24 protein-coding genes, 1 tRNA gene and 2 pseudogenes are annotated in these 25483 nt (G+C 57.7%); 15 read left to right on the top strand and 12 right to left on the bottom strand.

All coding sequences use genetic code 11. The features are described 5' to 3' along the window. The first annotated feature begins 20 nt into the window (after positions 1-20). Together J2X66_RS03145 and J2X66_RS03140 are read left to right on the top strand one after the other, a co-directional pair. On the top strand, positions 21-2165 hold the full coding sequence (locus J2X66_RS03145; RefSeq protein WP_310260709.1) for a 3-hydroxyacyl-CoA dehydrogenase NAD-binding domain-containing protein: 2145 nt from the start codon (positions 21-23) through the stop codon (positions 2163-2165). Positions 2166-2260: 95 nt separating this feature from the next. Next, positions 2261-2983 (top strand): amidotransferase, encoded by a 723-nt coding sequence (locus J2X66_RS03140; RefSeq protein ID WP_310260705.1) that lies wholly within the window; start codon positions 2261-2263, stop codon positions 2981-2983. An 84-nt stretch (positions 2984-3067) separates the two neighbouring features. On the opposite strand, the gene J2X66_RS03135 is transcribed toward J2X66_RS03140, so the two are convergent. The 3 genes from J2X66_RS03135 to J2X66_RS03125 all read right to left on the bottom strand — a co-directional run bounded on the left by J2X66_RS03135 (position 3068) and on the right by J2X66_RS03125 (position 5814). Beyond that, the gene (locus J2X66_RS03135) at positions 3068-4039 is read right to left on the bottom strand and encodes a magnesium and cobalt transport protein CorA (protein WP_310260702.1); all 972 of its coding nucleotides are present in this window, start codon (positions 4037-4039) and stop codon (positions 3068-3070) included. A gap of 148 nt (positions 4040-4187) precedes the next feature. Then, positions 4188-4910 carry a 1-acylglycerol-3-phosphate O-acyltransferase gene (locus J2X66_RS03130; protein WP_310260699.1) on the bottom strand — a complete coding sequence of 241 codons (723 nt, stop codon included), beginning with the start codon at positions 4908-4910 and terminating at the stop codon, positions 4188-4190. Between the two features lie 214 nt (positions 4911-5124). After that, positions 5125-5814: a crotonase/enoyl-CoA hydratase family protein gene (locus tag J2X66_RS03125; protein ID WP_027922523.1), complete on the bottom strand. Its 690-nt coding sequence runs from the start codon at positions 5812-5814 to the stop codon at positions 5125-5127. 308 nt (positions 5815-6122) lie between these two features. Here J2X66_RS03125 and J2X66_RS03120 point away from each other — a divergent pair. The 10 genes and pseudogenes from J2X66_RS03120 to J2X66_RS03075 all read left to right on the top strand — a co-directional run bounded on the left by J2X66_RS03120 (position 6123) and on the right by J2X66_RS03075 (position 9870). Then, a tRNA-Ser gene (locus J2X66_RS03120) sits at positions 6123-6212 on the top strand. A 73-nt stretch (positions 6213-6285) separates the two neighbouring features. Continuing rightward, positions 6286-6654, top strand: a pseudogene (locus tag J2X66_RS03115) (SDR family NAD(P)-dependent oxidoreductase); the annotation flags it as partial. After that, a pseudogene (locus J2X66_RS03110) lies at positions 6653-6967 on the top strand (hypothetical protein); the annotation flags it as partial. The pseudogenes J2X66_RS03115 and J2X66_RS03110, both read left to right, overlap by 2 nt. A 27-nt stretch (positions 6968-6994) precedes the next feature. Beyond that, complete coding sequence (locus J2X66_RS03105; RefSeq protein ID WP_027922527.1) at positions 6995-7315, top strand: YbjQ family protein; 321 nt, start codon at positions 6995-6997, stop codon at positions 7313-7315. Positions 7316-7492: 177 nt separating this feature from the next. Continuing rightward, positions 7493-7681, top strand: a complete 189-nt coding sequence (locus tag J2X66_RS03100; RefSeq protein WP_027922528.1) for a hypothetical protein — start codon at positions 7493-7495, stop codon at positions 7679-7681. Positions 7682-8017: 336 nt separating this feature from the next. Further along, positions 8018-8389, top strand: a complete 372-nt coding sequence (locus J2X66_RS03095) for a hypothetical protein (protein ID WP_027922529.1) — start codon at positions 8018-8020, stop codon at positions 8387-8389. Positions 8390-8502: 113 nt separating this feature from the next. Beyond that, entirely contained in the window at positions 8503-8976 is a 474-nt protein-coding gene (locus tag J2X66_RS03090; protein WP_050590149.1) for a glycine zipper domain-containing protein, read from the top strand. 122 nt (positions 8977-9098) lie between these two features. Then, positions 9099-9269 carry a hypothetical protein gene (locus J2X66_RS03085; RefSeq protein ID WP_310260694.1) on the top strand — a complete coding sequence of 57 codons (171 nt, stop codon included), beginning with the start codon at positions 9099-9101 and terminating at the stop codon, positions 9267-9269. Positions 9270-9367: 98 nt separating this feature from the next. Then, on the top strand, positions 9368-9574 hold the full coding sequence (locus J2X66_RS03080) for a hypothetical protein (protein WP_310260691.1): 207 nt from the start codon (positions 9368-9370) through the stop codon (positions 9572-9574). A gap of 83 nt (positions 9575-9657) precedes the next feature. Then, positions 9658-9870 (top strand): hypothetical protein, encoded by a 213-nt coding sequence (locus J2X66_RS03075; protein WP_310260688.1) that lies wholly within the window; start codon positions 9658-9660, stop codon positions 9868-9870. 575 nt (positions 9871-10445) lie between these two features. Here the strand turns inward: J2X66_RS03075 and J2X66_RS03070 are convergent. The 3 genes from J2X66_RS03070 to J2X66_RS03060 all read right to left on the bottom strand — a co-directional run bounded on the left by J2X66_RS03070 (position 10446) and on the right by J2X66_RS03060 (position 16179). Beyond that, complete coding sequence (locus J2X66_RS03070; protein ID WP_310260685.1) at positions 10446-10844, bottom strand: hypothetical protein; 399 nt, start codon at positions 10842-10844, stop codon at positions 10446-10448. Between the two features lie 63 nt (positions 10845-10907). Beyond that, entirely contained in the window at positions 10908-11330 is a 423-nt protein-coding gene (locus J2X66_RS03065; RefSeq protein WP_310260680.1) for a hypothetical protein, read from the bottom strand. After that, a complete protein-coding gene (locus J2X66_RS03060; RefSeq protein WP_310260677.1) occupies positions 11317-16179 on the bottom strand; it encodes an RHS repeat-associated core domain-containing protein in 4863 nt (1620 codons plus the stop codon). Before J2X66_RS03060 ends, J2X66_RS03065 begins: the two co-directional genes overlap by 14 nt. A gap of 252 nt (positions 16180-16431) precedes the next feature. Between J2X66_RS03060 and J2X66_RS03055 the strand changes: the two genes are divergently transcribed. Next, entirely contained in the window at positions 16432-17127 is a 696-nt protein-coding gene (locus tag J2X66_RS03055; RefSeq protein ID WP_310260674.1) for an HAD-IA family hydrolase, read from the top strand. A 64-nt stretch (positions 17128-17191) separates the two neighbouring features. On the opposite strand, the gene J2X66_RS03050 is transcribed toward J2X66_RS03055, so the two are convergent. Further along, positions 17192-17938 carry a 3-oxoacyl-ACP reductase family protein gene (locus tag J2X66_RS03050; RefSeq protein WP_310260671.1) on the bottom strand — a complete coding sequence of 249 codons (747 nt, stop codon included), beginning with the start codon at positions 17936-17938 and terminating at the stop codon, positions 17192-17194. A 125-nt stretch (positions 17939-18063) separates the two neighbouring features. Between J2X66_RS03050 and J2X66_RS03045 the strand changes: the two genes are divergently transcribed. After that, on the top strand, positions 18064-18987 hold the full coding sequence (locus J2X66_RS03045; RefSeq protein ID WP_310260669.1) for a LysR family transcriptional regulator: 924 nt from the start codon (positions 18064-18066) through the stop codon (positions 18985-18987). Positions 18988-19141: 154 nt separating this feature from the next. Here J2X66_RS03045 and J2X66_RS03040 read toward each other — a convergent pair whose 3' ends face one another. Continuing rightward, positions 19142-19882, bottom strand: coding sequence for a phosphoadenylyl-sulfate reductase (locus J2X66_RS03040; protein ID WP_008027340.1), 741 nt, complete (start codon positions 19880-19882; stop codon positions 19142-19144). Between the two features lie 173 nt (positions 19883-20055). On the opposite strand from J2X66_RS03040, the gene thrH reads away from it, so the two are divergent. Beyond that, the gene (gene thrH, locus J2X66_RS03035) at positions 20056-20673 is read left to right on the top strand and encodes a bifunctional phosphoserine phosphatase/homoserine phosphotransferase ThrH (protein ID WP_027922539.1); all 618 of its coding nucleotides are present in this window, start codon (positions 20056-20058) and stop codon (positions 20671-20673) included. A 95-nt stretch (positions 20674-20768) separates the two neighbouring features. Here thrH and pabB read toward each other — a convergent pair whose 3' ends face one another. The 4 genes from pabB to J2X66_RS03015 form a co-directional block, all read right to left on the bottom strand. Continuing rightward, a complete protein-coding gene (pabB, locus tag J2X66_RS03030; protein WP_027922540.1) occupies positions 20769-22106 on the bottom strand; it encodes an aminodeoxychorismate synthase component I in 1338 nt (445 codons plus the stop codon). 157 nt (positions 22107-22263) lie between these two features. Then, positions 22264-23250: an alpha-L-glutamate ligase-like protein gene (locus J2X66_RS03025; RefSeq protein ID WP_310260663.1), complete on the bottom strand. Its 987-nt coding sequence runs from the start codon at positions 23248-23250 to the stop codon at positions 22264-22266. Beyond that, positions 23250-24782, bottom strand: a complete 1533-nt coding sequence (locus J2X66_RS03020; RefSeq protein WP_027922542.1) for an inactive transglutaminase family protein — start codon at positions 24780-24782, stop codon at positions 23250-23252. The genes J2X66_RS03025 and J2X66_RS03020 overlap by 1 nt, the downstream gene beginning before the upstream one ends. A gap of 5 nt (positions 24783-24787) precedes the next feature. Next, positions 24788-25324 (bottom strand): ATP-dependent zinc protease, encoded by a 537-nt coding sequence (locus tag J2X66_RS03015; protein ID WP_046047911.1) that lies wholly within the window; start codon positions 25322-25324, stop codon positions 24788-24790. Positions 25325-25483 lie beyond the last annotated feature (159 nt).

Below are 25483 nucleotides of genomic sequence, written 5' to 3'. Positions count from 1 at the left end.
ACTTCCAAGGAAACATGTTCATGACTGAAGCCATTCGTTACGAAAAGGGTCAGGACCAGATCGTTGTCCTGACCATCGACATGCCGGGCCAGAGCGCCAACACCATGAACGCGGTCTACCGCGAAGCCATGGCCGCCTGCGTCGCCCGGCTGGTTGCTGAAAAAGACAGCATCGCCGGGGTGATCATCACCTCGGCGAAGAAGACGTTCTTTGCCGGCGGCGACCTCAATGAACTGATCAAGGTCGGCAAGCCCGAGGCCAAAGCGTTCTACGACATGGTGCTGACCCTCAAGGGTCAATTGCGCACCCTGGAAACCCTCGGCAAACCAGTGGTGGCCGCGATCAACGGCGCCGCATTGGGCGGCGGTTGGGAAATCTGCCTGGCGTGTCATCACCGCGTGGCGCTGGACAATCCATCCGTGCAACTCGGCCTGCCGGAAGTCACGCTCGGATTGCTGCCGGGCGGCGGCGGGGTGGTGCGCATGGTGCGCATGCTGGGTATCGAGAAAGCCTTGCCCTATCTGCTAGAGGGCAAAAAAATCCGGCCACAACAGGCGTTGCAGGCCGGGTTGATTGACGAGTTGGCGAAGGATCCTGATGAACTGCTGAGAAAGGCGCGGGCCTGGATTCTGGCCAATCCGACGGCGGTACAACGTTGGGACGTGAAGGGTTATCAGATCCCCGGCGGCACCCCGTCCAGCCCGAAAGTCGCGCAGATGCTCGCCATCGCGCCATCGATCCTGCGCAGCAAGACCCAAGGCTGCATGCCTGCGCCGGAGAAAATCCTCTGCGCGGCGGTTGAGGGCGCCCAGGTGGATTTCGACACTGCGCACCTGATCGAGACCCGCTACTTCACAGAGCTGACCACCGGCCAGGTCTCAAAAAACCTGATTGGCACTTTCTGGTTCCAACTCAACGAGATCAATGCCGGCGGCTCGCGGCCGCAAGGTTTTGCGCCTTACATGACGCAAAAAGTCGGGGTGCTCGGCGCCGGGATGATGGGCGCGGGCATCGCGTTTGTCAGCGCATCGGCAGGCATCGAGGTGGTGCTCAAAGACATCACGCTGGCGGCAGCGGAGAAGGGCAAGGCCCATTCGGCAGCGTTGCTGGACAAGAAAGTCGCGCGCGGACAGATGATTGCCGAGCAGCGTGAGGCGATTCTGGCGCGGATCCGTACCACGGAAAACGATGCCGACCTGGCCGGTTGCGACCTGATCATCGAAGCGGTGTACGAAGATCGCGAGCTCAAAGCCAAGGTCTCATCGGCTGCACAATCAGTCGTCGGGCCGGATGCGGTGATCGCTTCCAACACCTCGACGTTGCCGATCAGCGGTCTGGCCACCGCGGTGCCGGATCAGAGTAAATTCATCGGCCTGCACTTCTTCAGTCCCGTGGAAAAAATGCCGCTGGTGGAAATCATCAAAGGCGCCAATACCAGCGACGAAACCCTGGCTCGAGGCTTCGATTTCGTCCTGCAAATCAAGAAAACCCCGATCGTGGTCAACGACAGTCGCGGCTTCTTTACCTCGCGGGTGTTTGGCACCTTCACCAACGAAGGCATCGCCATGCTCGGCGAAGGCGTCAGCGCGCCGATGATCGAAACCGAAGCGCGCAAGGCCGGCATGCCCATCGGGCCGTTGGCGATTTCTGATGAAGTTTCCCTCAGTCTCATGAGCCATATCCGTCAGCAAACGGCCAAAGACCTGCAAGCCGAAGGGAAACCGCTGACAGAGCATCCGGCCTTTGCGGTGATCGACTTGCTGCTCAACGAATACAAACGCCCCGGTAAAGCGGCAGGAGGCGGTTTTTACGAATACCCGGCCGCTGGCCAGAAGCATTTGTGGCCAGAGCTGAAAAGCCGTTTCGAAAAGCCTGACGGGCAGATTTCGCCCAAAGATGTGCGTGATCGCCTGCTGTTCGTGCAAGCCATCGAAACCGTGCGCTGTGTGGAGGAGGGTGTGCTGACGTCGACGGCGGACGCTAACGTCGGTTCGATCTTCGGCATCGGTTTCGCGGCCTGGACCGGTGGCGCGCTGCAATTTATCAATCAGTACGGGGTGCAAGACTTTGTCGCCCGTGCCCAATACCTGGCCGCGCAGTATGGCGAACGCTTCAATCCGCCAGCGTTGTTGCTGGATAAAGCCGCCAAAGGGGAGACGTTTTAAGGGACCGGTGACGCCTCGCGGGGCTTGCCTTGGAACGGTGTTTCGAGGCAGGCTCTGGGGTGTTCATTATTCCCATCACGTGTCAGGTATTTTTTATGTCGTTACGCATCTGCATTCTGGAAACCGACATCCTGCGTCCAGAATTGGTCGACCAATATCAGGGCTACGGGCAGATGTTCAAGCACCTGTTTTCGCAGCAACCTATCGCGGCCGAGTTCACGGTCTACAACGTGATGCAGGGCGAATACCCAAGCGATGACCTGACCTTCGACGCTTATCTGGTCACCGGCAGCAAGGCCGATTCCTTCGGCACCGACCCGTGGATCGAAACCCTCAGGAAATACCTGCTGACCCGCTACGAGCGCGGCGACAAACTCTTGGGCGTGTGTTTCGGCCATCAGTTGCTGGCGTTGTTGCTGGGCGGCAAAAGCGAACGTGCCACCCAAGGCTGGGGTGTCGGCACCCACAGTTACAAACTCGCGGCCAAGGCGCCGTGGATGAGCCCGGTCAGGGAAGAGTTGACCTTGTTGATCAGCCACCAGGATCAAGTGACGTCGCTGCCGGAAAACGCCACGGTCATCGCCTCCAGCGATTTCTGCCCGTTCGCGGCTTATCACATCAATGATCAAGTGCTGTGCTTCCAGGGGCATCCGGAGTTCATTCACGACTATTCGCGAGCGCTGCTGGAAATTCGTCAGGAAGCGCTGGGCGAGCAGATCTACTCCAAAGGCGTGAAGAGCCTTGAGCATGAGCATCATGGCGCTACGGTAGCGGAGTGGATGATGCGGTTTGTGGCGCACAAGCCAGAAACGGCTTAAAACCCGATACAAGCTCGCACCCACAATGGAGATCCCCTTGTGGGGCGAGCCTGCTCGCGATTGTCACAGGCACCTCGGTAGTGGCTACAACCACCCCGACTTCTTGAAACTCGCCCACAAACTTGTGCATCCCACCGCAATAAACCCCAGCACCCCGAAGTATCCGTACTGCCACGCCAGCTCCGGCATGTTTTGAAAGTTCATCCCGTAAATCCCGGCCACCGCCGTCGGAAACGCCAAAATCGCCGCCCACGCGGCAAACTTGCGTTGCACCACGCTTTGACGCGAAGCCTCAAGTAATACCCCCACCTCAATCGTCTGACTGGCAATGTCGGCCAACGTTGTCAGGTCTTCCATCTGCCGCGTCACGTGAATCTGCACATCCCGGAAGTACGGGCGCATGTTCTTGTCGATGAACGGGAAGCTCAGTTTCTGCAGTTCTTCACCGATCTCGACCATTGGCGCCGCATAACGACGCAGACGCAATACGTCCCGGCGCAGGCCGTGAAGTTTCTGGATGTCATGTTCATTCAACGCACTGCACAACACGTTGCGCTCCAGCTCATCGATCTCGGCGTGGATCGCTTCGCCCACGGGCTGGTAGTTTTCGATCACGAAGTCGAGGAGGGCATAGAGAACGAAGTCCTCCCCGTGTTCAAGCAACAACGGGCGCGCTTCACAGCGTTGCCGGACATAGGCATAGGACGCCGAATGACCATTGCGAGCAGTGATGATGTAGCCGTTACCGGCAAAGATATGCGTCTCGATGAACTGCAGTTTGCCCTCGTTGCGAATGGGCGAGTAAGTGACAATAAACAATGCGTCGCCAAAGGTTTCGAGCTTCGGCCGGCTGTGTTTTTCCAGGGCATCTTCGATGGCCAGTTCGTGCAGGTTGAACTGGCGTTGCAGGTTGGCCAGCTCCTGGGCGTCCGGCTCTTCGAGGCCGATCCAGACAAAGTGGCCGGGTTTTGCGGCCCAGGCTGCGCCCTCGTCGAGGGTGATATTGGTGACTTTCTTACCGGCGCTGTAAACCGCAGCAGCAACAACTCTACCCATGATTCAGGTTCACTTCTTATTAGCAGGTGGCAGTGGCAGGCAATCTTCAGCTTAGCCTTGTCTGATGCTTCAGAGTGAGCGAACTCTGCAGAGTTCGAAGGTGAAAGTTCGAAGGCAAAAGAAAACCCGCACCAGGCGGGTTTCTTTTTTAAGCGGCTTGCAGTTGCCGATCCATCGAAGCGATGCACTCGCGCATCTGTTCGCGGCACTGGGCCATCAGCAGGGGCATGTCGTCCAGACTCAATCCTGCTGTCGGAATCGCCGGCAGCGAGCGAATCAGAATTTTCCCACTGCGCCAGCGGTTCAATCGCATGTGTTTGACGTAACTGCTGACGCACACGGGCACGATTGGTACGCCGGCAGCAATCGCCATCTGGAACGCGCCTTTCTTGAACGGCAGCAACTCTTCGCCCAGGTTGCGCGTGCCTTCCGGAAAGACCCAGATCGACGTGTCTTCATGCTGCAAGGTGTGCGTGGTGGTCAACATCGACTGGCGCGCCTTGTGCGCATTGCCGCGATCGATCAACACGTTGCCGGCCAGCCAGAACAACTGCCCGAACAGCGGTACCCACTTCAGGCTCTTTTTGCCGATGCACACGGTACGGTGGGGCACCACGTTGCCGAATACAAACAGGTCGTAGTTGGATTGGTGATTGGCGATGATCACGCAGCTGTCAGGCTTGTTCATCAACGGCCCGACATCGGCCTTCACCCGTAAACGCAAAATACACATCGCCGGCCATGCGTAGAGACGTGCGCACAAACGGCTGTTGTCCGGGTTGAACGGGCGACACAGGCCCAGAATCACCCCAAGCACACCGGCCAGAATAAAGTGCAGGCCCATCAAGAACATACGAAACACAAACAGCATTTACAGGCCCCACCGGGACAAAAGGTGGCGCAGTGTACGGATGTGCACTGTTTTCGGCAATTGCCGCTATAGAGGAGGGAGATAGGCGATGTTTGTGCGCATGTTTCCGACTTGTGGGTCAGACGCGTTCTAGAGCGGTTACAGACTTTTCAACATCATGGGCAAGAAAAAGCCCGACTCGACGGTCGGGCTTTTCAACGCTGCGAGTCTGGGCTTAACCCAAGTGTTGCTGATCGAGGATGATTGCGTTATCCAGCGTCTCCAGCAGCGCCTTGCGTACTTTCAACTTGGTGTTCTTGTGCGCGGTCATGTTGATCTTCTTCAATTGACGAGCGGCTGCCAGCGCGGCGCCCTCCAGCTCTTCGGCCGAGACCACCACGTCGAGGAAACCTGCGTCTACGGCGCTCTTCGGAGTGAACATCTCGCCATTGATCACCGAGCGATGCAGCGCAGCCTTGCTCAAGCGATCACGGGCAATCTCGATACCGGCGTGGTGCATGGTCATGCCGATCTGCACTTCGTTCAGACCAATGCTGAACGGGCCATCAACCCCAATGCGGTAATCCGCCGACAACAGCAGGAACGCACCCTTGGCCACGGCATGCCCAGGGCACGCCACGATCACCGGGAACGGGTGCGACAGCAGGCGACGGGCCAGCGTCGAACCGGCAGTGACCAATGCCACGGCTTCTTTCGGACCGGACGTCATCACCTTCAAGTCATAACCACCGGACAGAATCCCCGGCGTACCGGTAATGATCACCACCGCACGATCAGTCACTGCCTGATCCAGCGCAGCGTTAAACGCGGCAATCACGTCGGGCGAAATGGCATTGACCTTGCCATTGCTCAGGGTCAGGGTCGCGATACCGTCTTCGAGATGGTAGGAAATCAACTCACTCATGACGCTATTCCTTGTATGAAAGTTGGGGCAGACGTTACCCACCGCGACAGGCCAGGTAAAGCGCCGTGACTGACCCGCCAGTCACCCTTTCCCCGTCGCACAAGCGTAGCCCGCCACATCCGCGGCGCGTTCCCTTCTATATAGAAGCAGGCGCGAAGCCGGAGATTGGCAGGTTTGCCATGACCCCAAACCCGATGGAACGACTAAATCGCTAAGCGCATGAAAATTCTGCAAAAAAAGTTTGCCATCGGAAAAGGTTTCGACTACATTAGCGCGCCTCGACAGACAGAACTTGTTTGACGAGATACGGTGAAGTGTCCGAGTGGCTTAAGGAGCACGCCTGGAAAGTGTGTATACAAGAAATTGTATCGAGAGTTCGAATCTCTCCTTCACCGCCAAATTCGATGTAACCAGAACCCCTGATTTCGAGAGAAATCAGGGGTTTTGTGGTTTCCGGGGGCTGAAAAAGAGTCTGGCCATCGCGTCATCGGCACCGTTCGCAGTGAACGCGCGTTGCAAACTTTTCAGGCTCTTTCCCCGGACAGTGTTCATGGGGTCATCCTGGATGCAACGGACTTTGATCGCATCGACAGCGTCATAGCGGAGGTTGAAGCAAACCACGGCCCGGTCGATGTATTGGTCAACAATGCCGGCTACGGACATGAGGGCATCCTCGAGGAGTCACCGCTGGATGAGATGCGTCATCAGTTCGACGTCAATGTCTTCGGCGCGGTAGCGGTGATCAAGGCCTTCCTGCCTTATTTTCGCAAGCGTCGGGCCGGTCACATTCTCAATATCACGTCCTTGGGCGGCGCCATCACAATGCCGGGTATCGCCTATCAAATACAGCGAAGACTATGCTGACCCGAACGCCAAAGTCCGGGCTCACGCAAAGGCCGGCAGTCCATTGCGTAAGCCCAAGGACTACACCGGGCCGCGGAGTTACTACGAGTTTTTGCAGACCGTTCAACTGCAAGGCAAACACGGCAACGCGTTTGGCTACAAGACCGTCAACACCGACGTCCTCGGCTGGATCATCGCCCGAGCGACCGTTCGTTATGCCTCGCACCCGGTTGCCAGTAACTCGGCGAATGATCCGGTGACGCTGCCAGCGTTTGATGCGTTGGCCGCGTTTTTGTCCAAGTTGCCTTGATTCGCTGTTTATAAAGAAGGAATTCCTATGATCACCACCACAACCCACGCCATCGAAGGCCGTCAGATCACCGCCTACCTGGACATCGTCAGTGCCGAGTCAGTGCAGGGCGTGAACGTTATCCGCGACGTGTTTGCCGGGATGCGGGATTTTTTCGGTGGGCGTTCCCAGACGTTGGAGCGGGCGTTGAAGGAAGCGCGGATTCAGGCGACTGACGAGATCAAGGAGCGGGCGCGAGCGCTTCAGGCGGACGCAGTGGTAGGGCTCGATTTTGAGATCAGCATGCCGGCTGGCAAGGGCGGGATGGTCGTGGTGTTTGTGACGGGGACAGCGGTCAGATTGAAGTGATTCGATTTGTTTGATCGCGAGGTGTTTTATCGGTCGCAGCGCGGGCCATTCGTCGGGCACGCAACAATCTGAATTACAAGTCCGGTAATGACCGACTAGTCTCAAAAGCCTTGGTGGTCGATATTTTTCAGGCAAATGGCTTTGCCGGTGTCGACCCTTTTTGAGAGGGGAAGAGGTATGGCTGATCCGTATATCGAAGACGACGGGGCTGAATTTCCAATCAACAATTGCGTTAAATGCGGCCAGACAGAGTATGTGGCGGGCTTCGGGGAAGACCCGGTCCAGGTCGGCAAAGTGAAATCCACCGTGCCCAGAGGGCCGAAGTCGAAATTTCTACCGAGAGTGGCAGCGCCTTCCAGGAAGTAACCGTTAACCGCACAAACCCCGCCATTCAGCGGGGTTTTTCGTTGTTGCAGCACCCATTGTCGGTTGAAAACCCGGCGGCAGACGCTCGGTAGTGTTGGTCGTTTGTTTTTTCACAAACTTTTCACAGCATCGCCCGTAGGCTCAAACCATCCGTTAGAAAGCAGTACCTGGCCCGTTCCCCAGCGGGCTTTTTTTTGCCTGCCATAAAACCTTTTCCATAAACGCTGTCCAACCGTCGCTAATTGCGAGGTGCGGAGGTTTTTGTGTGGACGTTTCGTGCGCTAAAGCATTCAATCCCCGCCTTTCATTTATCTCCCTATTTTTGAGGTTTTCGTCATGCGTTTAACTCTGCCTGCACTGGTTCTTGGGCTTCTGGTTGCTCAAGGTGCGATGGCTGCCAGTGATGGCACCGCGGCAATTGGCGGCGGTCTGGGCGGTGCGCTGGGTAATGTGGTCGGCCAAAGCATGGGCGGCAGCACCGGCGCAGCGATTGGTGCGGGCGTAGCGGGCGCAGCCGGCAGTGCTGTTACAGCACGCAAAGGCCACCGTACTTCCGCTGCCATTGGTGGTGGCGTTGGCGCGGCCGGCGGTTCGGTGATCGGCAACAGCCTGGGTGGCAAGAGCGGTTCCACCATCGGCGCTGGTTTGGGTGGTGCTTTGGGCGGCGGCGTTGGCAGCAACCTGGCCAACGGTCACAAGCGTCACTGATCCTGATCGATCAGCATCGAAGAGCCCGGCTAAACGCCGGGTTTTTTGTTAATGAACGATTCTTTGACCCAAGCCTCAAAGGTCGTATACCCCCGTAGAATAAGAGGCTTCCCATGACTCCGGTTAACAACGGCAAAAAGTGTAGAAACATCATTGCTCGACGTTTGGTGCTGTCTGCGTTTGTGGTTGGACTGTTCGCGGCTCAAGGTGCAATGGCGGCCGGCGACGGCACCGCTGCAGTGGGCGGCGGTCTGGGTGGTGCGTTGGGTAACGTCGTCGGCGGACAATTGGGCGGCAGCACAGGCGCCGCTATTGGCGCGGGCGTTGGTGGTGCGGCCGGTAGCGCAGTCGGGGCGAGTAAAGGCAATCGCAACGAGGCGGCTATTGGCGGTGGTTTGGGTGCGGCAGGCGGGTCAGTGGTTGGCAACAGCCTCGGCGGCTCGACCGGTTCGACCATCGGCGCGGGCCTTGGCGGTGCCGCGGGTGGTGCAGTCGGGAACAACCTGGGCGACGACGGCAACAATGGCAGCTCACATTCCGGCCACGGGAACGGTCACAAGCATAAGCACAAAAACAAGCATCACTAATACGCTCTCGAATAGAAACCCGGCCTGGTGCCGGGTTTTTTGTGTCTGCAATTCGCAAACCGGAACGATTGACCACAGGCGGTCTCGAACTTCATACACCCCCCAATAATGCGAGGCATGCCATGACGCCAGAAACCGAAGGCAAAGAACAAAAAGGCCCAAGCGGACTTCCATTCATCAACGACCCTGGCAATGAAGATCCAGGTTCACTCATGGACGACGCCACGGTACCCCTCAACGACTCTGATGACGCGGGGAACCTCGAGTACGAAGAAGATGAAGACGTAGATTGATGTGTTTTGTTTGACCGATCGTCTCTCTGATCGAACACTACCCTGCATCACCCCTCGAACTATCAGGGCCTGCTTTTCAGGCCCTTTGAGAGGTGCTTATGAACGCTGATCCGAAAGACACCGACGACACACCTGAATATCCGCTGCCGTCACCGACCAATTCGTTGAGTCGTGATCAACGTCCGCCGGATGACGATACGGCGGTGGAGCAAGTGCCTGACGATGATGTGAGGCGTGGTGATGTCGAGGCGGACCCTGAAGATCCGGACATTGCCGGCGAGGATTACTCGGGCGAGCCTAGCTGATAAGCCGCTCGTCGATTGTGTTGCACCTTTAAAAACAGAGCGCTGCCAGATCAGGTATGCACCTTTTTTAAAGGAGATGCGTCATGGTCAGTTCAAAACTCACAGCCCTGATCATTGCAGGGCTGTTGTCTGTCGGCTCGTCGAGTGCGCTGGCTCAATCCAATGGGAATGATGCGCCTGTGGATAAAGGGGGGATGCCTCCGTCGACTGAAATGAATGCGAATTCTGCCGATGGTGATGCGTTGCCGCCGGGGAGTATTAATGGTGGGAATGGGGGGGGATGCGAATGGGAGTAGTACTAGTCCGGGGAAGGGGAGCGGGGCTGTGAGTGGAGGGGATTCGATGGGGAGTGGTGGTGGGGATGAGGCTGGAGAATCTGGTGGTTCCGGAGGTAGGACGAGTGGCTCGGGTAGTTAAGGCTGACTGTCCAAACGTCAGAGCCCAGTAGTCGAACTGGGCTTTTCCTGAGGAGGGGCCTACTCGTTGATGCGATTAGACCAAAACCATTGCAGGAAAAATTCTTCCTGAAGATTGGGGTCATTAGTTAGATTATTTTCTTCGTAATCAAAGATATTGACGATATCACTTAATAACGCTCGTTTTCCAAGCGTGAGTTCGTACGCTTTTACTCCAAGTGACATCTGTGAGGACATTGTAGAAGGATGCACGTTTATTTTTGCGCCTTTTCACAAGAAAATTACATTGGGGTGATCTGCTCTGACCTTTCCAAGGTTTTTGTAAAAATTATTACCTACGTATGAATTTTGGTATCCGTCTTCCATGGTAAAGGTGATGGTCAGGCTCTTTGAGTCACAGAGAAGCATAGCGGTTTGACGTTCACCGTTTTTGCATATCGAAATTTTAATGGCATTCATAGGGAGGTTTGCTTGTGAACAAAAAAGCTTATCCAGTGCCGGTGAAAATCTATTTGCTCCGAAATATCGGTGGTGATGTCTTTATCCTCGAAATCAAAAATGTGGACGATGTCCTTACGTGTCGCCTGTTTTCCCAGTGTCACCTCATAAGCAACAGCTCCATTACTCATTTGTGAGCACATTCGCGAAGGAAATACATTTAGCTTTGCTCCTTTGCAAAGAAATTTTGTCTCGGGAAACTCTCGTCTAATTTGTGCCAGACATAAGAATAAGTCATCGTCTAAGTAAGTTTTTCTGAAGCCATTTTTTCTTATGAAAGTCAGTGAGCTATTGCCAGATTTAAGTATTGCAGTTTCGAATTCCTGCCCGACTTGAAGTGTTATTTTATGTTTCACAAAAATTTCTCTCGTGCTAGGTGATTTTTATATGTCTACAGGGCGTGTTGTCGTCTGTTTTAGTCAGCATTTTTTTTCAGGCTGGTCCGGCGTGGGGACTGCGAGTGACTCGATCCATTTTTTATAGAAGGTTTGTTGTTCTTTGATGTCGCTGGTTAAGTTCTTGTCCTCGTAATCAAAAATTCTTACTGTGTTTTCTTCTTCGCTAGGTGTCCCAAGCTCAAGTTCGTAAGCTACTAATCCGCTAGACATCTGGGAGGTCATCCTTGAAGGGTGCACGTTCAACTTTGCACCTTTGCAAAAAAAAGTTATTTCAGGGAATTCGGCTCGTAGCATGCCAAAACAAATAAAAAGGTCGGAGGCTGTATAGGTATTCTTGAATCCATTTTGCATTATGAATAAGAGTGATATTTTTCGTCGGTCACATTCAATTGTCGCTGACTCTACAGTTCCGTTTGTTTTTATGAATATTTCAATGGGTTTCATGATTATTTTTCCTGAAAGGATTAGGTGTTGAGTAGCCCTTGTAGCTACCATCTTCATATACAGGTGTGACTCCGACTATGTCGTGATTTTTTATCCCTCCTGGAAATGCAATTTCCGCTTCGCGACTATGCGGTGACATGATGCCTAGGTCTTTGTTTACATCAATTCCACGAATGTTCTTTAGAATATATACGTATCCATCATCAATGAAGTGGCCTGTGGCAAATTTTTTAGCCTGATACTCCGAGGTTGAAGTACTGACGAAGTAACTCGGCGGGGTCTTATTGTCTAAAGTGTGCAGGTAGAGATCCGTACTGTCCCCCCAAGGCTCAAATCCTGCCTCAAAAATTTCCCAAGGCTCTCGGTCGTCACCCCGGTACAAATAGTAGTTCTCTTGTTTAGGTCTTGGTGTGCTGGGTTCGCCCTCCTTTACCTCTGCACTCCCCGCCGGATCCTCCCCAAACGCCGGCCTCTTACACCCATCCCCCCCAGGACACTCATTCAACCCCAACGGATCAACCCATCCCGTCGGGTTCCGCGTGTACTGATACCCGTTCAACCCACCCGCTAACCCACTCGGGTCCGGCGTCAAATACCGTCCCAGATCCGGGTTGTAATAACGATGCCGGTTGTAATGCAGCCCCGTCTCCGCGTCGAAATACTGCCCTTGAAACCTCAACGGTTGATCCAGCACCTGATGGGTATCGCGATTCAACCGGGTCAGGCGGCCGTAGGCGGTGTATTGCGCGGCCCAGATGATGTCGCCGCTGTAGTCGGTGAGTTCTTGGGGGGTGCCGAGGTGGTCGAGTTGGTAGTAGAACGGGCAGGCCTGGCGTGGGCCTTTGCCGTCGAGCATGGCGAGTGGGCGGAAGGTGCCGGGTTCGTAGAGGTAGCTGCGGTGGTGGTCCTGGCTGTGTTCGGCGATGAGCTGGTCGCCTTGCCAGAAAAACTCGGTGGTTTTGCCGTCGACGGTTTTGCGGATGCGGCGACCGAAGGCGTCGTAGCGGTAGGTCGCGCAGGTGCCGTTGGGCAGCGTGGCGCTGATTAACCGGTGCTGGCAGTCGTAGTGGTATTCGGTGACGAGTTTTTGCCCGGTGCCGCGGCGTTCGCGGATCAGGTTGCCGAAGGCGTCGTAGTCGAAGTGGAGGTCGCCTTGCATCAACAGGCGATTGCCTTTGACGGCGGCCGGGCCAGGGCGATCCTGCATCAGCAGGTTACCGGCGGGGTCGTGGGCGAAGCTTTCGGGTTGTTGGTCGCGGGAGTGACGGACGCGGATCAGGCGGTTGAGCGGATCGTATTGGTAGTTGCGTTGGCCATGGCGGGTGTCCGCGAGGGTGTCGAGGTTGCCGTTGCCGCTGTAGGCATAATCGCGTCGATACAACGATTGCGGGTGTTGGCTGACGGCATGGGCCTTCAGACGACCTTGTTCGTCGTGGTCGTACTGGCTGTGTAACAAGCCTTGCTGGCGCTGTAATTCGCGACCGAATTGATAGGTGTGGCTGGTAAGCCGGGTGCCGTTGAGGTCGATGGCTGTCAGTGCACCACCCTTGGCGCGGTGGTAATCGATTTTGCTGTTGTCTGGCAGGCGCAGGTGGTTGAGTCGGCCGCAAGCGTCGTAGCCATAGCGCAATGTGGCCCAGCTCTGGTGTTCTGTGATCAGCCGGTTCTGAGTGTCGTATTCGAATTCCAGTGGGTGATCGTGGTTGTCGTCGACACTGACCAAGCGGCCCAGGTTGTCGTAGTGGTATTCGACGTTGATGCCATCGGGCAGGTTTTTGATCAGCAGGCGACCGGTTGAGTCCCGTTGGTAACGGGTCATCAGTTGCGAGCCGTCATCGCCGAACTCGATTTTTTCCAGCAGATGACCATTGAGGTCGTAGGCATACGCAGTGCGTCGACCGTCAAATCCGACTTCCTGTCGGATCAATCCACTAGCTGTGTAGTCCAGTCGATAGTGTTCGCCGGACTCGTTCTCGATTTCGGTCAGCAGAAGCCGTGCGTTGTCATAGCGATAGTGCAGATGCGTGCCGTCGGGGTTGATCCGGCGGCTGACCAGGTGCAGGTCATCGTCGTACTCAAAGCGCGTGACACGCCCCAACTCATCGCGCTCGGCGGTGATTTTGCCGTAGGCGTTGTAGCTGAAAGCTCGGCTGGCACCAGTAGGAAGAGTCGTCTGGAGCAGTCGGCCAACGGCGTCCCATTGGTAGTGAGTGACAGCGCCATGTTCATCCTGACGGGTAATCTGCCGTCCCAGAGTGTCGTAGGAAAACCGCCGCTGACTGCCGTCCGGCAGGGTCTCCTCGATCAGTTGCCCGATAGCATCCCGAACGAAAACATGACGACTGCTGTCCGGAAAACGGATCGATGCCAGTCGTCCTTGAGCGTCGTAGTGGTAGCGAGTGACCTGACCGTCGGGGTCGATGGATTCGGTGACATCACCCTGAGCATTGCGTTGATATTTCCATACCGCCTGACCGCGATAGCGCGCATGCAGGAAACCGTTGCGGTATTCGTAGGACGTTGGCTCGTCTTCAGGTGGAATCAGTGCAATCAGCCGCCCGAGATCATCGTAGCGGTATTGAGTAATGGCCCCCAACGGCCCCTGTTCGGCAATCAGCTGACCCTTGTGGTCATAAGTCTTGAGGTGCTCGGCGCCATCCGGCCCGACCCGGCGCACCAACCGCGCCGTATCGTCATGGACGTAAACCTCCTCGCTGCCATCGACGTTTTTAACCAGCACTGCGCCGTTGTCGTCCCAGGCATAGCGCGTATCCATTTGCGCGAACGTCGCCCAGTGCCTTGTGCATCGGGCCGCTTTGCCGGACCGCTCCCACTCCCAAAAAAAACTGGCCCCACCGGCCAATTGCCGCTGGAGAATCACGTGTCGGTCGTCGTAGTCGTACCGTTCGCTTTCCCCGGCGGCATTGGTCGCTTCGATCAGTCGCTGTCGGGCGTCGTAGCGGTAGGCAATCAGCGTTTGCTCGGTACGCCAGGCGTCAGCCGCCGTATCGGCGGGGTGAAACGACTGGTACTCGACGGCGACGATGTGCCGGCGCTCGTAGCGCAACAGCAGCGAACGACCGGCGCCGTTGTCGAGGCGCTGAATGCGATCCTGCCGGTCACGGGTGATGTGCAGCCTGTTGTTATAGGCATCGCTGATCGTGGTCAGCCGGCCATTGCGAAAGTGATAGAACCGCGCGGTTTCGCCAGCGAGGGCGAGCACCAGTTCTTCTGGTTGATCCCCTGAATAAATCGCCGCCCGCGACAGGCTGTTGTGAATGGCCGGGCGTTTCTGGCTGGGCAGCGGAAATGTCGTGCGGCGGTTTTCATGGTCGATCCAGACGACGTGCTCTGCGTTCAGCACCAGCCGATGCGCCAGCGAATGACTCCAGCCCCAGCCCAGCCCGCAATCGATTTCCACCGCGCTGCTTCGGTACAACCGGGTGAACGCAAACGGCAACAAACCGTTGAGCGATCCATCGTCCAGAGTCAGCAGCTCTTCGCCGGTGACCATCGACACCGGGCAGCCATTGGTGCAGGTCAGTGGCCCGCAATCGGCGCTGTCGCCGTTGGGGTTTTTCGCCTGCTCGGGGGCGTCGTCGCGCTGTTCGTGCCGGCTCAGGCGAGTCTTGGGTGCGGATTTGTTGCGAGCAATGGCGACCGGGTTGTTCACCCATACAACCGGTGCCGAGCCTGCACTGATCTGTAGCGGCACCGCAGGCGCAGGGTTCAGCGGAACAGTGCGGATGTTGACCGCGAGGGGTTTGAATACGCCCGTATGGGGCGTCAAGTCGGATAGAGCGGCCAGGCGCAAACTCGCGGCTGCCAGCCATTTACGCGCTCGCTCCGATTTGATTTTGCCCAGCACCTTCGCACTGATACCGAACCTCAGCCCTACAGGCCCCGTGAAGCGTGCCAGCAGGAATCCAATCAATACCCCCGTACGAATTTCTGCCACAACTTCGGCGATGTGCTGCGGTGGCATCATCCGCAGCCAACTGGTGAACGCCGCCAGATGGATGAACATCAACGGCTCGTCACTCAACACCAGCAACAGATTGGCAATCGATTCAGCCGAGGCCTGCAGCAGCGTTTCAAGTTCTACTTCGGTCAGGTACTCAAGGAGTTTTTCGCTGTTGGCCTGCAGGTCGGTGATCAGCTCGTAAATCTGCTTCACGTCATCCCACAAACCGTTCAGCGACGTCTCAACACCGAGCCAGTCAGCTTGTTGCAACAGGCCGTAGCGCTTGAGGAATCCGGCTTGTGCGTACTCGGCCCATGGTGCTTCGAATTCAGTCGTCCACTCATTGCGCAGCCAGTCTTCCAGGCCGTCGATGACGCCTTGATAGGAGGCGTAGAGTGCTTTGACATGATCGGTGGAAACATTCGGAAAGAAGGTAATGCGGTATCGTTGGCCGCGTTCGCACTTGGGGATTTCGAGAATGCCGCTGGGGCCGATCTCGTGGTTGACCGGCTCGCCATAGGTGCCATCAGCATTCAACGGCTCGAGCATCACCGGCGTATTGCCGATGGGTACGAATCGCGCCGCGTCGAACATGTGTACCAGCGTCAACGAGCCGCTGGCCGGGCACGCCCCGACGGTGGCGCTGACAGGCGCAGTGGAATGCTTTGGCGCGACCAGACGGACTTCGTTGCCGACCTTGAACACCTGCTCGATATCCAGCGCCTTGCCGGTCCAGAAACTCTCCGCCCAGGCATCGTAGTCGTTGAGGCACAGTCGAAAGTCAGCGAGCAACCCTTCGACATCCGGCTGCTCAGGGTCCATGGCAGCGACCACCAGAAGTCCGATAGTGTTGTTCAAGGCCAGAACCTTGTCAGGTTCGAACATTCGCAGTCCCTCGCGCAGATCAAATGTGAGCGCGAGACTTTGCTTGGGATCAGCGGCTAAAGAAGTCGGGAAAAGAGGCGTTTTATGTAGGGAAAGTCGCTAAATGACGGCCAGCACTTTTTGTAACGGTCGGGCATTGCCCGTTGCTCAATGTCAGCCGCGCTCGCTATGCTGCTGAATCCTTTAATCGATCACGGACCCGGCCACACCTGCGCCGCCTCTGGGATGTCATTAGAAAACGGACCCGATGCGATGAATGCACCGCTCAATCAGTTCGGCCCGATCAAAGCTGTGATTTTCGACATGGACGGCTTGTTGCTGGACACCGAGGGGATTTATACCGAGGTCACATCGCTGATTGCCGCGCGTTACGGTCGGGTTTTCGACTGGAGCATCAAGCAAAACATCATTGGCCGTGGGGCCGGTGATCTGGCGAGATACGTGGTCGAGGCGCTCGATTTGCCGATCACTGCCGAAGAGTTCCTGGTGATCCGCGAACCATTGATGCGCGAGCGTTTTCCTGCCGCGCTGGCGATGCCGGGTGCTGAGGAACTGGTGCGGCACTTGAAGGCCAACAACATTCCGATTGCCGTGGGTACCAGTTCCTCGCGTCAGTCGTTCGGGCAGAAGACCACGTTGCACCGTGACTGGTTTGCGCTGTTCGATTTCGTTGTGACGGCCGATGACCCGGAGGTCGGCGCAGCCAAACCGGCGCCGGATATTTTCCTCACCGCAGCGCGGCGCCTGGGCGTTGCGCCTGAGGACTGCCTGGTGTTTGAGGATTCGCCGTTTGGCGTCACCGCGGCGAAAGCGGCGGGGATGACCGCGATAGCCATCCCGGATGCAGCCATGGCGGATGAGAAATACGCACATGCCGATGGCATTCTTCGTACGCTGAAAGCGTTCACACCGAGCGCGTGTGGTTTACCCGCCCTCCAATGGGCTTAACGCACCCGTAAGCAAAAGTGGGAGCGAACAGGCTCGCTCCCACATATTGTTTATGTCTAGCGCATCAGGCGCCGAAACCACCGTCGATGGTCAGGCTGGCCCCAGTGATGTAACCGGCTTCCGGACCGACTAGGTAGGCCACGAAGCTGGCGATCTCTTCGGCTTTGCCGTAGCGACCCACTGCCATCAACGGGATCAGGCTTTCCGCAAAGTCACCGTCAGCCGGGTTCATGTCGGTGTCGACCGGGCCGGGCTGCACATTATTAATGGTGATGCCGCGTGGGCCGAGGTCGCGGGCCAGGCCTTTGGTCAGGCCGACCAATGCGGCTTTGCTCATGGCGTAAGGGCCACCACCGGCGAAGGGCATGCGGTCGGCGTTGGTGCTGCCGATGTTGATGATGCGACCGCCTTCGGTCATGTGGGCGGCGGCGGCCTGGGTTGCGATGAACACGCTGCGCACGTTGATGGCGAGGGTTTGGTCGAAGTCTTCGAGTTTGAAATCTTCCAGTGGCGCAACGGCCAGTACGCCGGCGTTGTTGACCAGGATGTCCAGGCGACCGAAGGCTTTAACCGTAGCGCTCACGGCGTTGCGGATGGCTTCAGCGTCGGCGCTGTCCGCCTTGATGGCCAGGGCTTTTCCGCCGCTGCTGGTGATGCTGTTTTTCAATTCTTCGGCTTTGGCCGTGGAGCTGACGTAGGTGAAGGCAACGGTTGCGCCTTCAGCGGCCAGACGTTTGACGATGGCGGCGCCGATACCGCGGGAACCGCCTTGAATCAAAGCCACTTTGCCGCTGAGGTTCTGAGTAGTCATATCGATCTCCAAAGTCCCGAGGCGAGATGCCTCGGTTGATGGAGCCTAGTATCGATTGAGGATCAAGCGCTGAGTAGCCGGCAACTGCGATAGTCTGTGTAAACCAAAAGTTTATAGTGGCGCCTATGGAAACCTTCAGCAGTATCGAATGCTTCGTGCGCAGTGCCGAGGTCGGCAGCTTTGCCGAAGCCGCGCGGCGCTTGAGTTTGACCCCGGCCGCGGTAGGCAAGAGTGTGGCAAAGCTCGAGGCACGGCTTGGTGTGCGGCTATTTCAGCGCAGCACCCGCAGCCTGACGTTGACCGAGGCCGGTCAGCTGTTCCTTGGCGAGGTCAGTTCCAGCCTGCACACGATCCAGAATGCGGTGGCCAATCTGGCCAGCGCCGAAGGCCGCCCGGCGGGGACACTGAAGGTCAGCATGGGCACGGTGTTTGGGCGCTTGTATGTCGTGCCGTTGCTGGGGGAGTTTTTGCGGCGCTTCCCCGCGATCAACCCGGACTGGCATTTCGATAACCGTCAGGTCGATTTGATTGCACAGGGGTTCGATGCGGCCATTGGCGGTGGTTTCGAACTGCCCCAAGGGGTGGTGGCGCGCAAACTGGCGCCGGCGCATCGGGTGTTGGTGGCGTCAGCCGGTTATCTGGAGGCGCATGATGCGATCGCCGAGCCCGATGATCTCAAGCACCACGACGGCATTCTGATTCGTTCGCCGCAGACCGGCCGGGTGCGTTCCTGGCAGTTGACCAGTCGCACGCAGCAACACAGTCCGCTGACATTGAAGGCGCGGATGACCATGAGTGATTCGGAAGCCGCGTGCGCGACGGCAGCCCAGGGGCTGGGGATTGCGCTGGTGAGCATGCCGTTCGCCTCGGGGTTTCTGGAGAACGGGAAGCTACAGCGGGTGCTGCCGGACTGGTTTGTCGACGATGGCAACATTTCGATCTATTACGCGGAACACAAACTGTTGCCGGGCAAGACCCGGGCGTTTGTGGATTTCATCATTGAGCAGTTTGCGGAGCAGGGGCTGGGGCAGCGGTTTAGTGCGGTTTGAGTTCGGCTTGGGACCGAGTTGCTGCCATCGCGGGCAATCCCGGCTGCCACCGGGGATTTGTGAGCGCCGCCAAGCCATTGTGGGAGCGTGGCTTGCCCGCGATGAACGATAACGCGGTCTGCCGCTCCCACAGGGGATCTCACAAGGCTCGGGATCAGGCCTTGGATTTGCTGATGATGTTGCCCGCATGCAACCCGCATTCTTTCTGCGTCGCCTCTTCCCACCACCAGCGACCTTCGCGCTCATGCTGGTTCGGCAGCACCGGACGGGTGCACGGTTCGCAGCCAATGCTGATGAACCCTCGCTCATGCAGGCTGTTGTAGGGCAGCTCCAGCATGCGGATGTAGCCCCAGATCTCTTCGCTGGTCATTTGCGCCAGCGGATTGAATTTGTACAGGGTGCGCTCGGGCGTCGAGAACGCGGTGTCGATTTCCAGCACCGCGACGGCGCTGCGGGTGCCGGGGCTCTGGTCCCGGCGCTGGCCGGTGGCCCATGCGGTGACGCCGGACAACTTGCGGCGCAGCGGCTCGATCTTGCGGATGCCGCAGCATTCGCCATGGCCGTCCTTGTAGAAACTGAACAGGCCTTTTTCCTTCACGAAGGGTTCAAGTTTCGTGTAGTCCGGCGACACCAGTTCGATGTCGATCTTGTAGTGCTCGCGCACCTGATCGATGAAACGGTAGGTTTCCGGGTGCAAGCGGCCGGTATCGAGGCTGAACACCTTGACGTTCTTGTTCAGCTTCCAGGCCATGTCTACCAGCACCACGTCTTCGGCGCCGCTGAAAGATATCCACAGGTCATCGCCAAACTCGGCGAAGGCGAGTTTCAGGATGTCCTGGGCGGACTTATTGGCATAGGTCGTGGCGAGTTCCACGACGTCGAACGTTGGGCTCATCAGGGCGGCTTCCTACAGGTCGGTGGCGCTGGGCGCTCTATATGGCTGCGATGGTAACAAAATCCTGCAGCCGCTGGCGCGCCCTCTGCGTTGCGCCGGTCAGCCCGAATCGCTAGAGTTTGGCAGTCTTTTTGCTCGCTCGACTCAATAATCAATACAAATGGGAGTGTCTTGTGGAAATTGCCTGTCTGGATCTTGAAGGTGTACTGGTCCCGGAAATATGGATCGCGTTTGCCGAGAAAACCGGGATCGAATCCCTGCGGGCTACCACCCGGGACATTCCTGACTATGACGTGCTGATGAAGCAACGCCTGCGAATTCTCGATGAACACGGCCTGAAACTCGCCGACATCCAGGAAGTGATTGCCACGCTCAAGCCGCTCGATGGCGCCATCGAGTTCGTTAATTGGCTGCGCGAGCGCTTCCAGGTGGTGATCCTGTCAGACACGTTCTATGAGTTTTCGCAGCCGTTGATGCGCCAGCTGGGTTTTCCGACGTTGCTGTGCCATCGCTTGATTACCGATGATTCCGGTCGGGTGACCAGCTATCAGCTGCGTCAGAAAGACCCCAAGCGTCAGTCGGTTCTGTCCTTCAAGAGCCTCTACTATCGGGTGATCGCGGCGGGGGATTCGTACAACGACACGACGATGCTGGGTGAGGCGGATGCGGGGATTCTGTTCCATGCGCCGGACAATGTGATTCGCGAGTTTCCACAGTTCCCGGCGGTGCATACGTTTGAGGCGCTGAAGCAGGAGTTCATCAAGGCTTCTAATCGGGCGTTGAGCCTTTAGTCGTCTGGAAGATCGCGGGCAAGCCCGGCGCCTACAGGTATTGCACTAAGCCTGTGGGAGCCGGGCTTGGTCCGGGCGGCGTTCCAACGATGCTTTTAAAGGTTTTGCAGGGTATCGAGCAGGACTTTGACCTTGGTTATCGATTCCTGATACTCGGCCTGCCACTCGGAATCGGCGACGATTCCGCCACCGCCCCAACAACACACTTGCCCATCCTTGACCAGCAAGCTGCGAATTGCGATGGAGCTGTCCATCTCGCCGCGCACATCCAGATACAGCAATGACCCGCAGTACAATCCGCGCCGGGTCGGCTCCAGCTCATCAATAATCTGCATCGCCCGAATCTTCGGCGCACCAGTGATCGAGCCGCCGGGGAAGCTGCCGGCGATCAGGTCCAGCGCATCGCGGTCATCCGCCAGTTCACCGGTCACGCTGCTCACCAGATGATGCACGTTCGGATAGCTTTCCAGGCTGAACAACTCCGGCACTCGCACCGAACCAATGCGGCAGGTGCGCCCGAGGTCATTGCGCAGCAGGTCGACAATCATCAGGTTTTCCGCGCGATCCTTGGGGCTGGCCAGCAGTTCGGCGGCATTCGCCGCGTCTTCGGCAGCGGTCAGGCCGCGAGGGCGGGTGCCTTTGATCGGACGGGTTTCCACCTGCCGTTCGCTGACTTTGACGAAGCGCTCCGGCGACAGGCTCAGCACCGCGCCGCCCTCGGGCAGGCTCTGGAAACCGGAAAATGGCGTCGGGCATGCGGCGCGCAACGCGACGTACGCTGCCCATGGATCGCCTTGGCACTCCGCCCGGAAGCGCTGGGCGAAGTTGACCTGGTAGCAGTCACCGGCCTGGATGTAGTTCTGAATGCGTTCCAGCGCCTGGCGATACTGGTCGGCGCTCAGGTCGGCACGCATCGGCGCTTTCAGGGTGAAAGGTTCAAGGGTTTCGGCCGGCGGCTGACTGAACAGTGTGATCAGACGTTGGCGTTCGCTATTGACCAATGATGGGTGAAACACCAGTTGGCTGGTCTTCACGTGGTGATCGCTGATCAAGGCCCAGTCATATAACCCGAAACGCGCATCGGGCAATTGCAGGTCGTCTTGCGCCTGGCTCGGCAGGTTTTCCAGGTGCCGACCGAAGTCGTAGCTCAGGTAACCGATCAGGCCGCCGGCGAAGGGCAGTTCATCAGGCACTTGCGCTTTACCGAGTCGTGTCAGGTTTTCGCGCAGGCGTTGCAGGAAATCGCTGCCGCTTTCGTCGGGCAATACAGCCAATTGCGCCAGCGGCCAGGCGCTGAGCAAATCAAAACGCCCACGCTCGGCACTTGGCCGGCCACTGTCGAGCAGCACGGCGCCGGGCGCGTGACGAATCGCCGCGAAGTAGTCGGCGGGGTTGGCGCGATAAGGGAGCGGGTGTACGGAACAGGTCAACATGGGCGGGGCGGGTCAGCCATCGAGGCGGGGTGGCGATTGTAGTCCTCTGCAGGATTTGCTCCTAGAGGGGATGTCGGGGATTGGCAAGTTGAGTGCTTTAGTGACTGTCAGTCCGCCATCGCGAGCAAGCTCGCGATGGCCGCGACTCGGTTTCAGATCAGCCCTCAACCGCCGGAATATGCCCAAACATCTCCTGAACAAACTCCACGCGCTCTTTCACCGTCTCGGTAACCCCGCGAGCCTTCAACTCTTCCAACCGCGCTTCAACCGCATGTGTACGCAAGGTCAGCCCGCAATCGTTGGCGATCTGGATGTTCAACCCAGGCCGGGCATTGAGCTCGAGGATCAACGGGCCTTTTTCCTGGTCCAGGACCATATCAACGCCGATGTAACCCAACCCGCACAGCTCATAACAGCCGGCCGCGAGTTTCATGAAACCGTCCCAGTAGGGCAGTTGCACGCCATCGACGGCGTTGGTGGTGTCGGGGTGTTTGGTGATGATGTTGTTCAGCCAGGTGCCGCGCAATGTTTCCCCGGTCGCGAGGTCGACACCGACGCCGATGGCACCCTGGTGCAGGTTGGCCTTGCCGCCGGATTGCCGGGTCGGCAGGCGCAGCATGGCCATCACTGGATACCCCATCAGCACGATGATGCGAATGTCCGGCACGCCTTCATAGCTGATGCTCTTGAAGATCTGGTCCGGGATCACCCGGTATTCGATCAGCGCGCGGTCGCGATGACCACCCAGGGAATACAGGCCGGTGAGGATACTGGAGACATGGTGCTCGATTTCCTCATGGCTGATGATCTTGCCGGACACCGTGCGATAGCGGCCCTCGAAACGGTCGGCGACCACAATGATGCCGTCGCCGCCAGCGCCCTGCGCGGGTTTTATCACGAAGTCGGTACGGTCGCCGATGATGGAGTCGAGGTTGTCGATTTCCTTCTCGGTGGAGATCACGCCATACAATTCAGGCACATGAATGCCGGCGGCAATGGCGCGCTCCTTGGTGATGATCTTGTCATCGACAATCGGGTACAGGCTGCGCTTGTTGTACTTGAGCACGTAGTCGGCGTTACGCCGGTTGATGCCCATGATGCCCCGGGCTTCCAAGGCCTTCCAGGTCTTCCAGAAACCGAACATCAGACGTCAGCCTTCAGGAACGCCTTGAATCGTACCAGTTCGGTCAGGCGGTAGCCGCGATAGCGACCCATCGCCAGCATGAAGCCCACCAGGATCAACAGGATCGCCGGGAACGTGAACACGAAGTACACCAGCTCCGGCACGGTCATGATCAAGTGCGCCAGGGACGCGGCAAACAGGGTGCCGATCGCCACTTTCATGGCATGGCCCGAACCGCGTTCTTCCCAGGTAATCGACAGGCGTTCGATGGTCATGGTCAGGATCACCATCGGGAACAGCGCCACCGACAGCCCGCGTTCGAGGCCAAGTTTATGGCTGAACAGGCTGATCGCCGCGATCAGCACGACCACGAAGGTCAGCACCACCGACAGCCTTGGCAGCATTTGCAGCTTCAGGTGTTCAAGGTAGGAACGCAGCGACAGCCCCAGCGCGGTGATGATCGTGAACAGCACGATGCCGAAGCCGAGCCCGGTTTCGCGGAAGGCGAGGGCGATCAGCACCGGGGTGAAGGTGCCGAGGGTCTGGATGCCGATCAGGTTGCGCAGGATCAGGATCACCAGCACGCCAATCGGGATCATCACCATGATCATGAACGTCTGCTGGGTTTGCAGCGGCAAGCCGTACAGCGAGTATTCGAGGAAGTTGGCGTCGGTGTTTTCGTCGGTCAGCTTGGCCAGGCGAATGGCGTTCATTTCGCTGTTGTTGAGGCTGAAGGTCACGTTGGCTTTTTTGCCGCCATCGACGGTGATCAGGTTTTCGTCGCCGGTCCACCACAGCAGGCGGTCGGTCGGCAGGCCTTGCTCACCGGTTTCCGGGTTGAAGTACAGCCAGTCAGTGCCGTTGAAACTGCGCAACCAGAGTTCAGGCAGTTGCGGCTGGTCGGCCACCAGACGAATGGTGTGGACCTTTTCCACCGGCACATGGGCGATGGACAGGACCAGTTCGACGATTTTGGCTTTGTTCGCAGTGGACGGATCGCCGGCCAGCAACAGTTTCACATTGTCGTCGCTTAGATTGTTGACCCGCTTGATCGCTTCGCCAATGAAGGTCTCGACGTCAGCCGAGTGCTGGCGAATCGGTGCGAGCAGAGCTTCGGCGGCGATTTTTTCCGGGCCTTCGACGGCGATACTGTCACGGAAGGTCGGGCCTTTGACCTTGGATTTTTCGCCGGAGTAACGCTTGGTCAGCACCAGGCGGTAATAAAGGGTTTGATTGCCTTTGGCACGACGCGCCGACCAGGTGACCTTGCGGTTGCCGTCGACCCGATTCACTGCCACGCCGTAGTTATTGGAGATGAAACTCTCGTTGAGGCTGACGAAGTCGCGGCTCAGTGGCGGCACGAACATCTGGATCTTGACCGGGTCCTTGGCACTGGCGACGAACTCGACCTTCGCGTCGATGTTCCACAAGTCGTCGGTGGCGTCTTCGGTCACGGGAATGCCGAGCACGAAGATCTGATAGGCCGTAACTGAAATGCCCAGCACCACCAGGATGGCGATCAGCATTTTCAGATGGAGGTTAAGAGAGCGCATTGGAATTACTCTGCGGTATGAGCGTCGGTAGCGCAGGCGGGTTTGCCAGCAGCGTATTTAAGACTGGGGTCGACCAGCGCGTCGAAGCGTTTGAGCGCTTCGGAGCCGATCAACAGCGGGTATTGGAAGGCGCTGCGGTCGGTCAGGTTCACTTCGATGCTGCGTAATGCCGAGCCCATGCAGATGTCCAGCTCGATTACCGGGCGGGCCGTGTACTTCTTGCCTTCTTCCGGGTCGTAGTCACCGGCCCGGCGCTTTATCTTGCTGACACGGGCCAGCGGCCGTTCGATCGGGTGCGAATGGGCGGCGTCGATGGCCAGGTAAAAGCGTACCCAGGACTCGCCGTTGCGTTTGAAGCGTTTGATGTCGCGGGCACTCAGTGAGGCAGTTTTCGCCCCGGTGTCGAGCTTGGCCGCGACTTCCAGGTCGATGCCATCCAGGGAGGCGTACTCGTTGAGGCCGTACACCGTCTTTTCCCCCGCCGCGGCAAAACCGGGCAGACACAGTAGATAAAGGAATGTCGGGAAGGGCTTGAGTCTCATAAATCCTGGCGCGCAGCGGTCCGTACGTCGATTCAAGGCCCTGGCATTGCTGCGCAAGCTCCCTCGTATGCCTATCAGCTATTTGTGACAAACAGTGCAGATGTCACAAACAAATGCGGGCGGCATTCTAGCACGGTGGTTTGCTGGCGCCACCGCTGG

This window comes from Pseudomonas sp. 3296, assembly GCF_031456615.1.
Classification (GTDB): Bacteria; Pseudomonadota; Gammaproteobacteria; order Pseudomonadales; family Pseudomonadaceae; genus Aquipseudomonas; species Aquipseudomonas mucoides.
The sequence above is the reverse complement of the archived record's forward strand: the minus strand, read 5'-3'. Positions and strand labels throughout refer to the sequence as shown.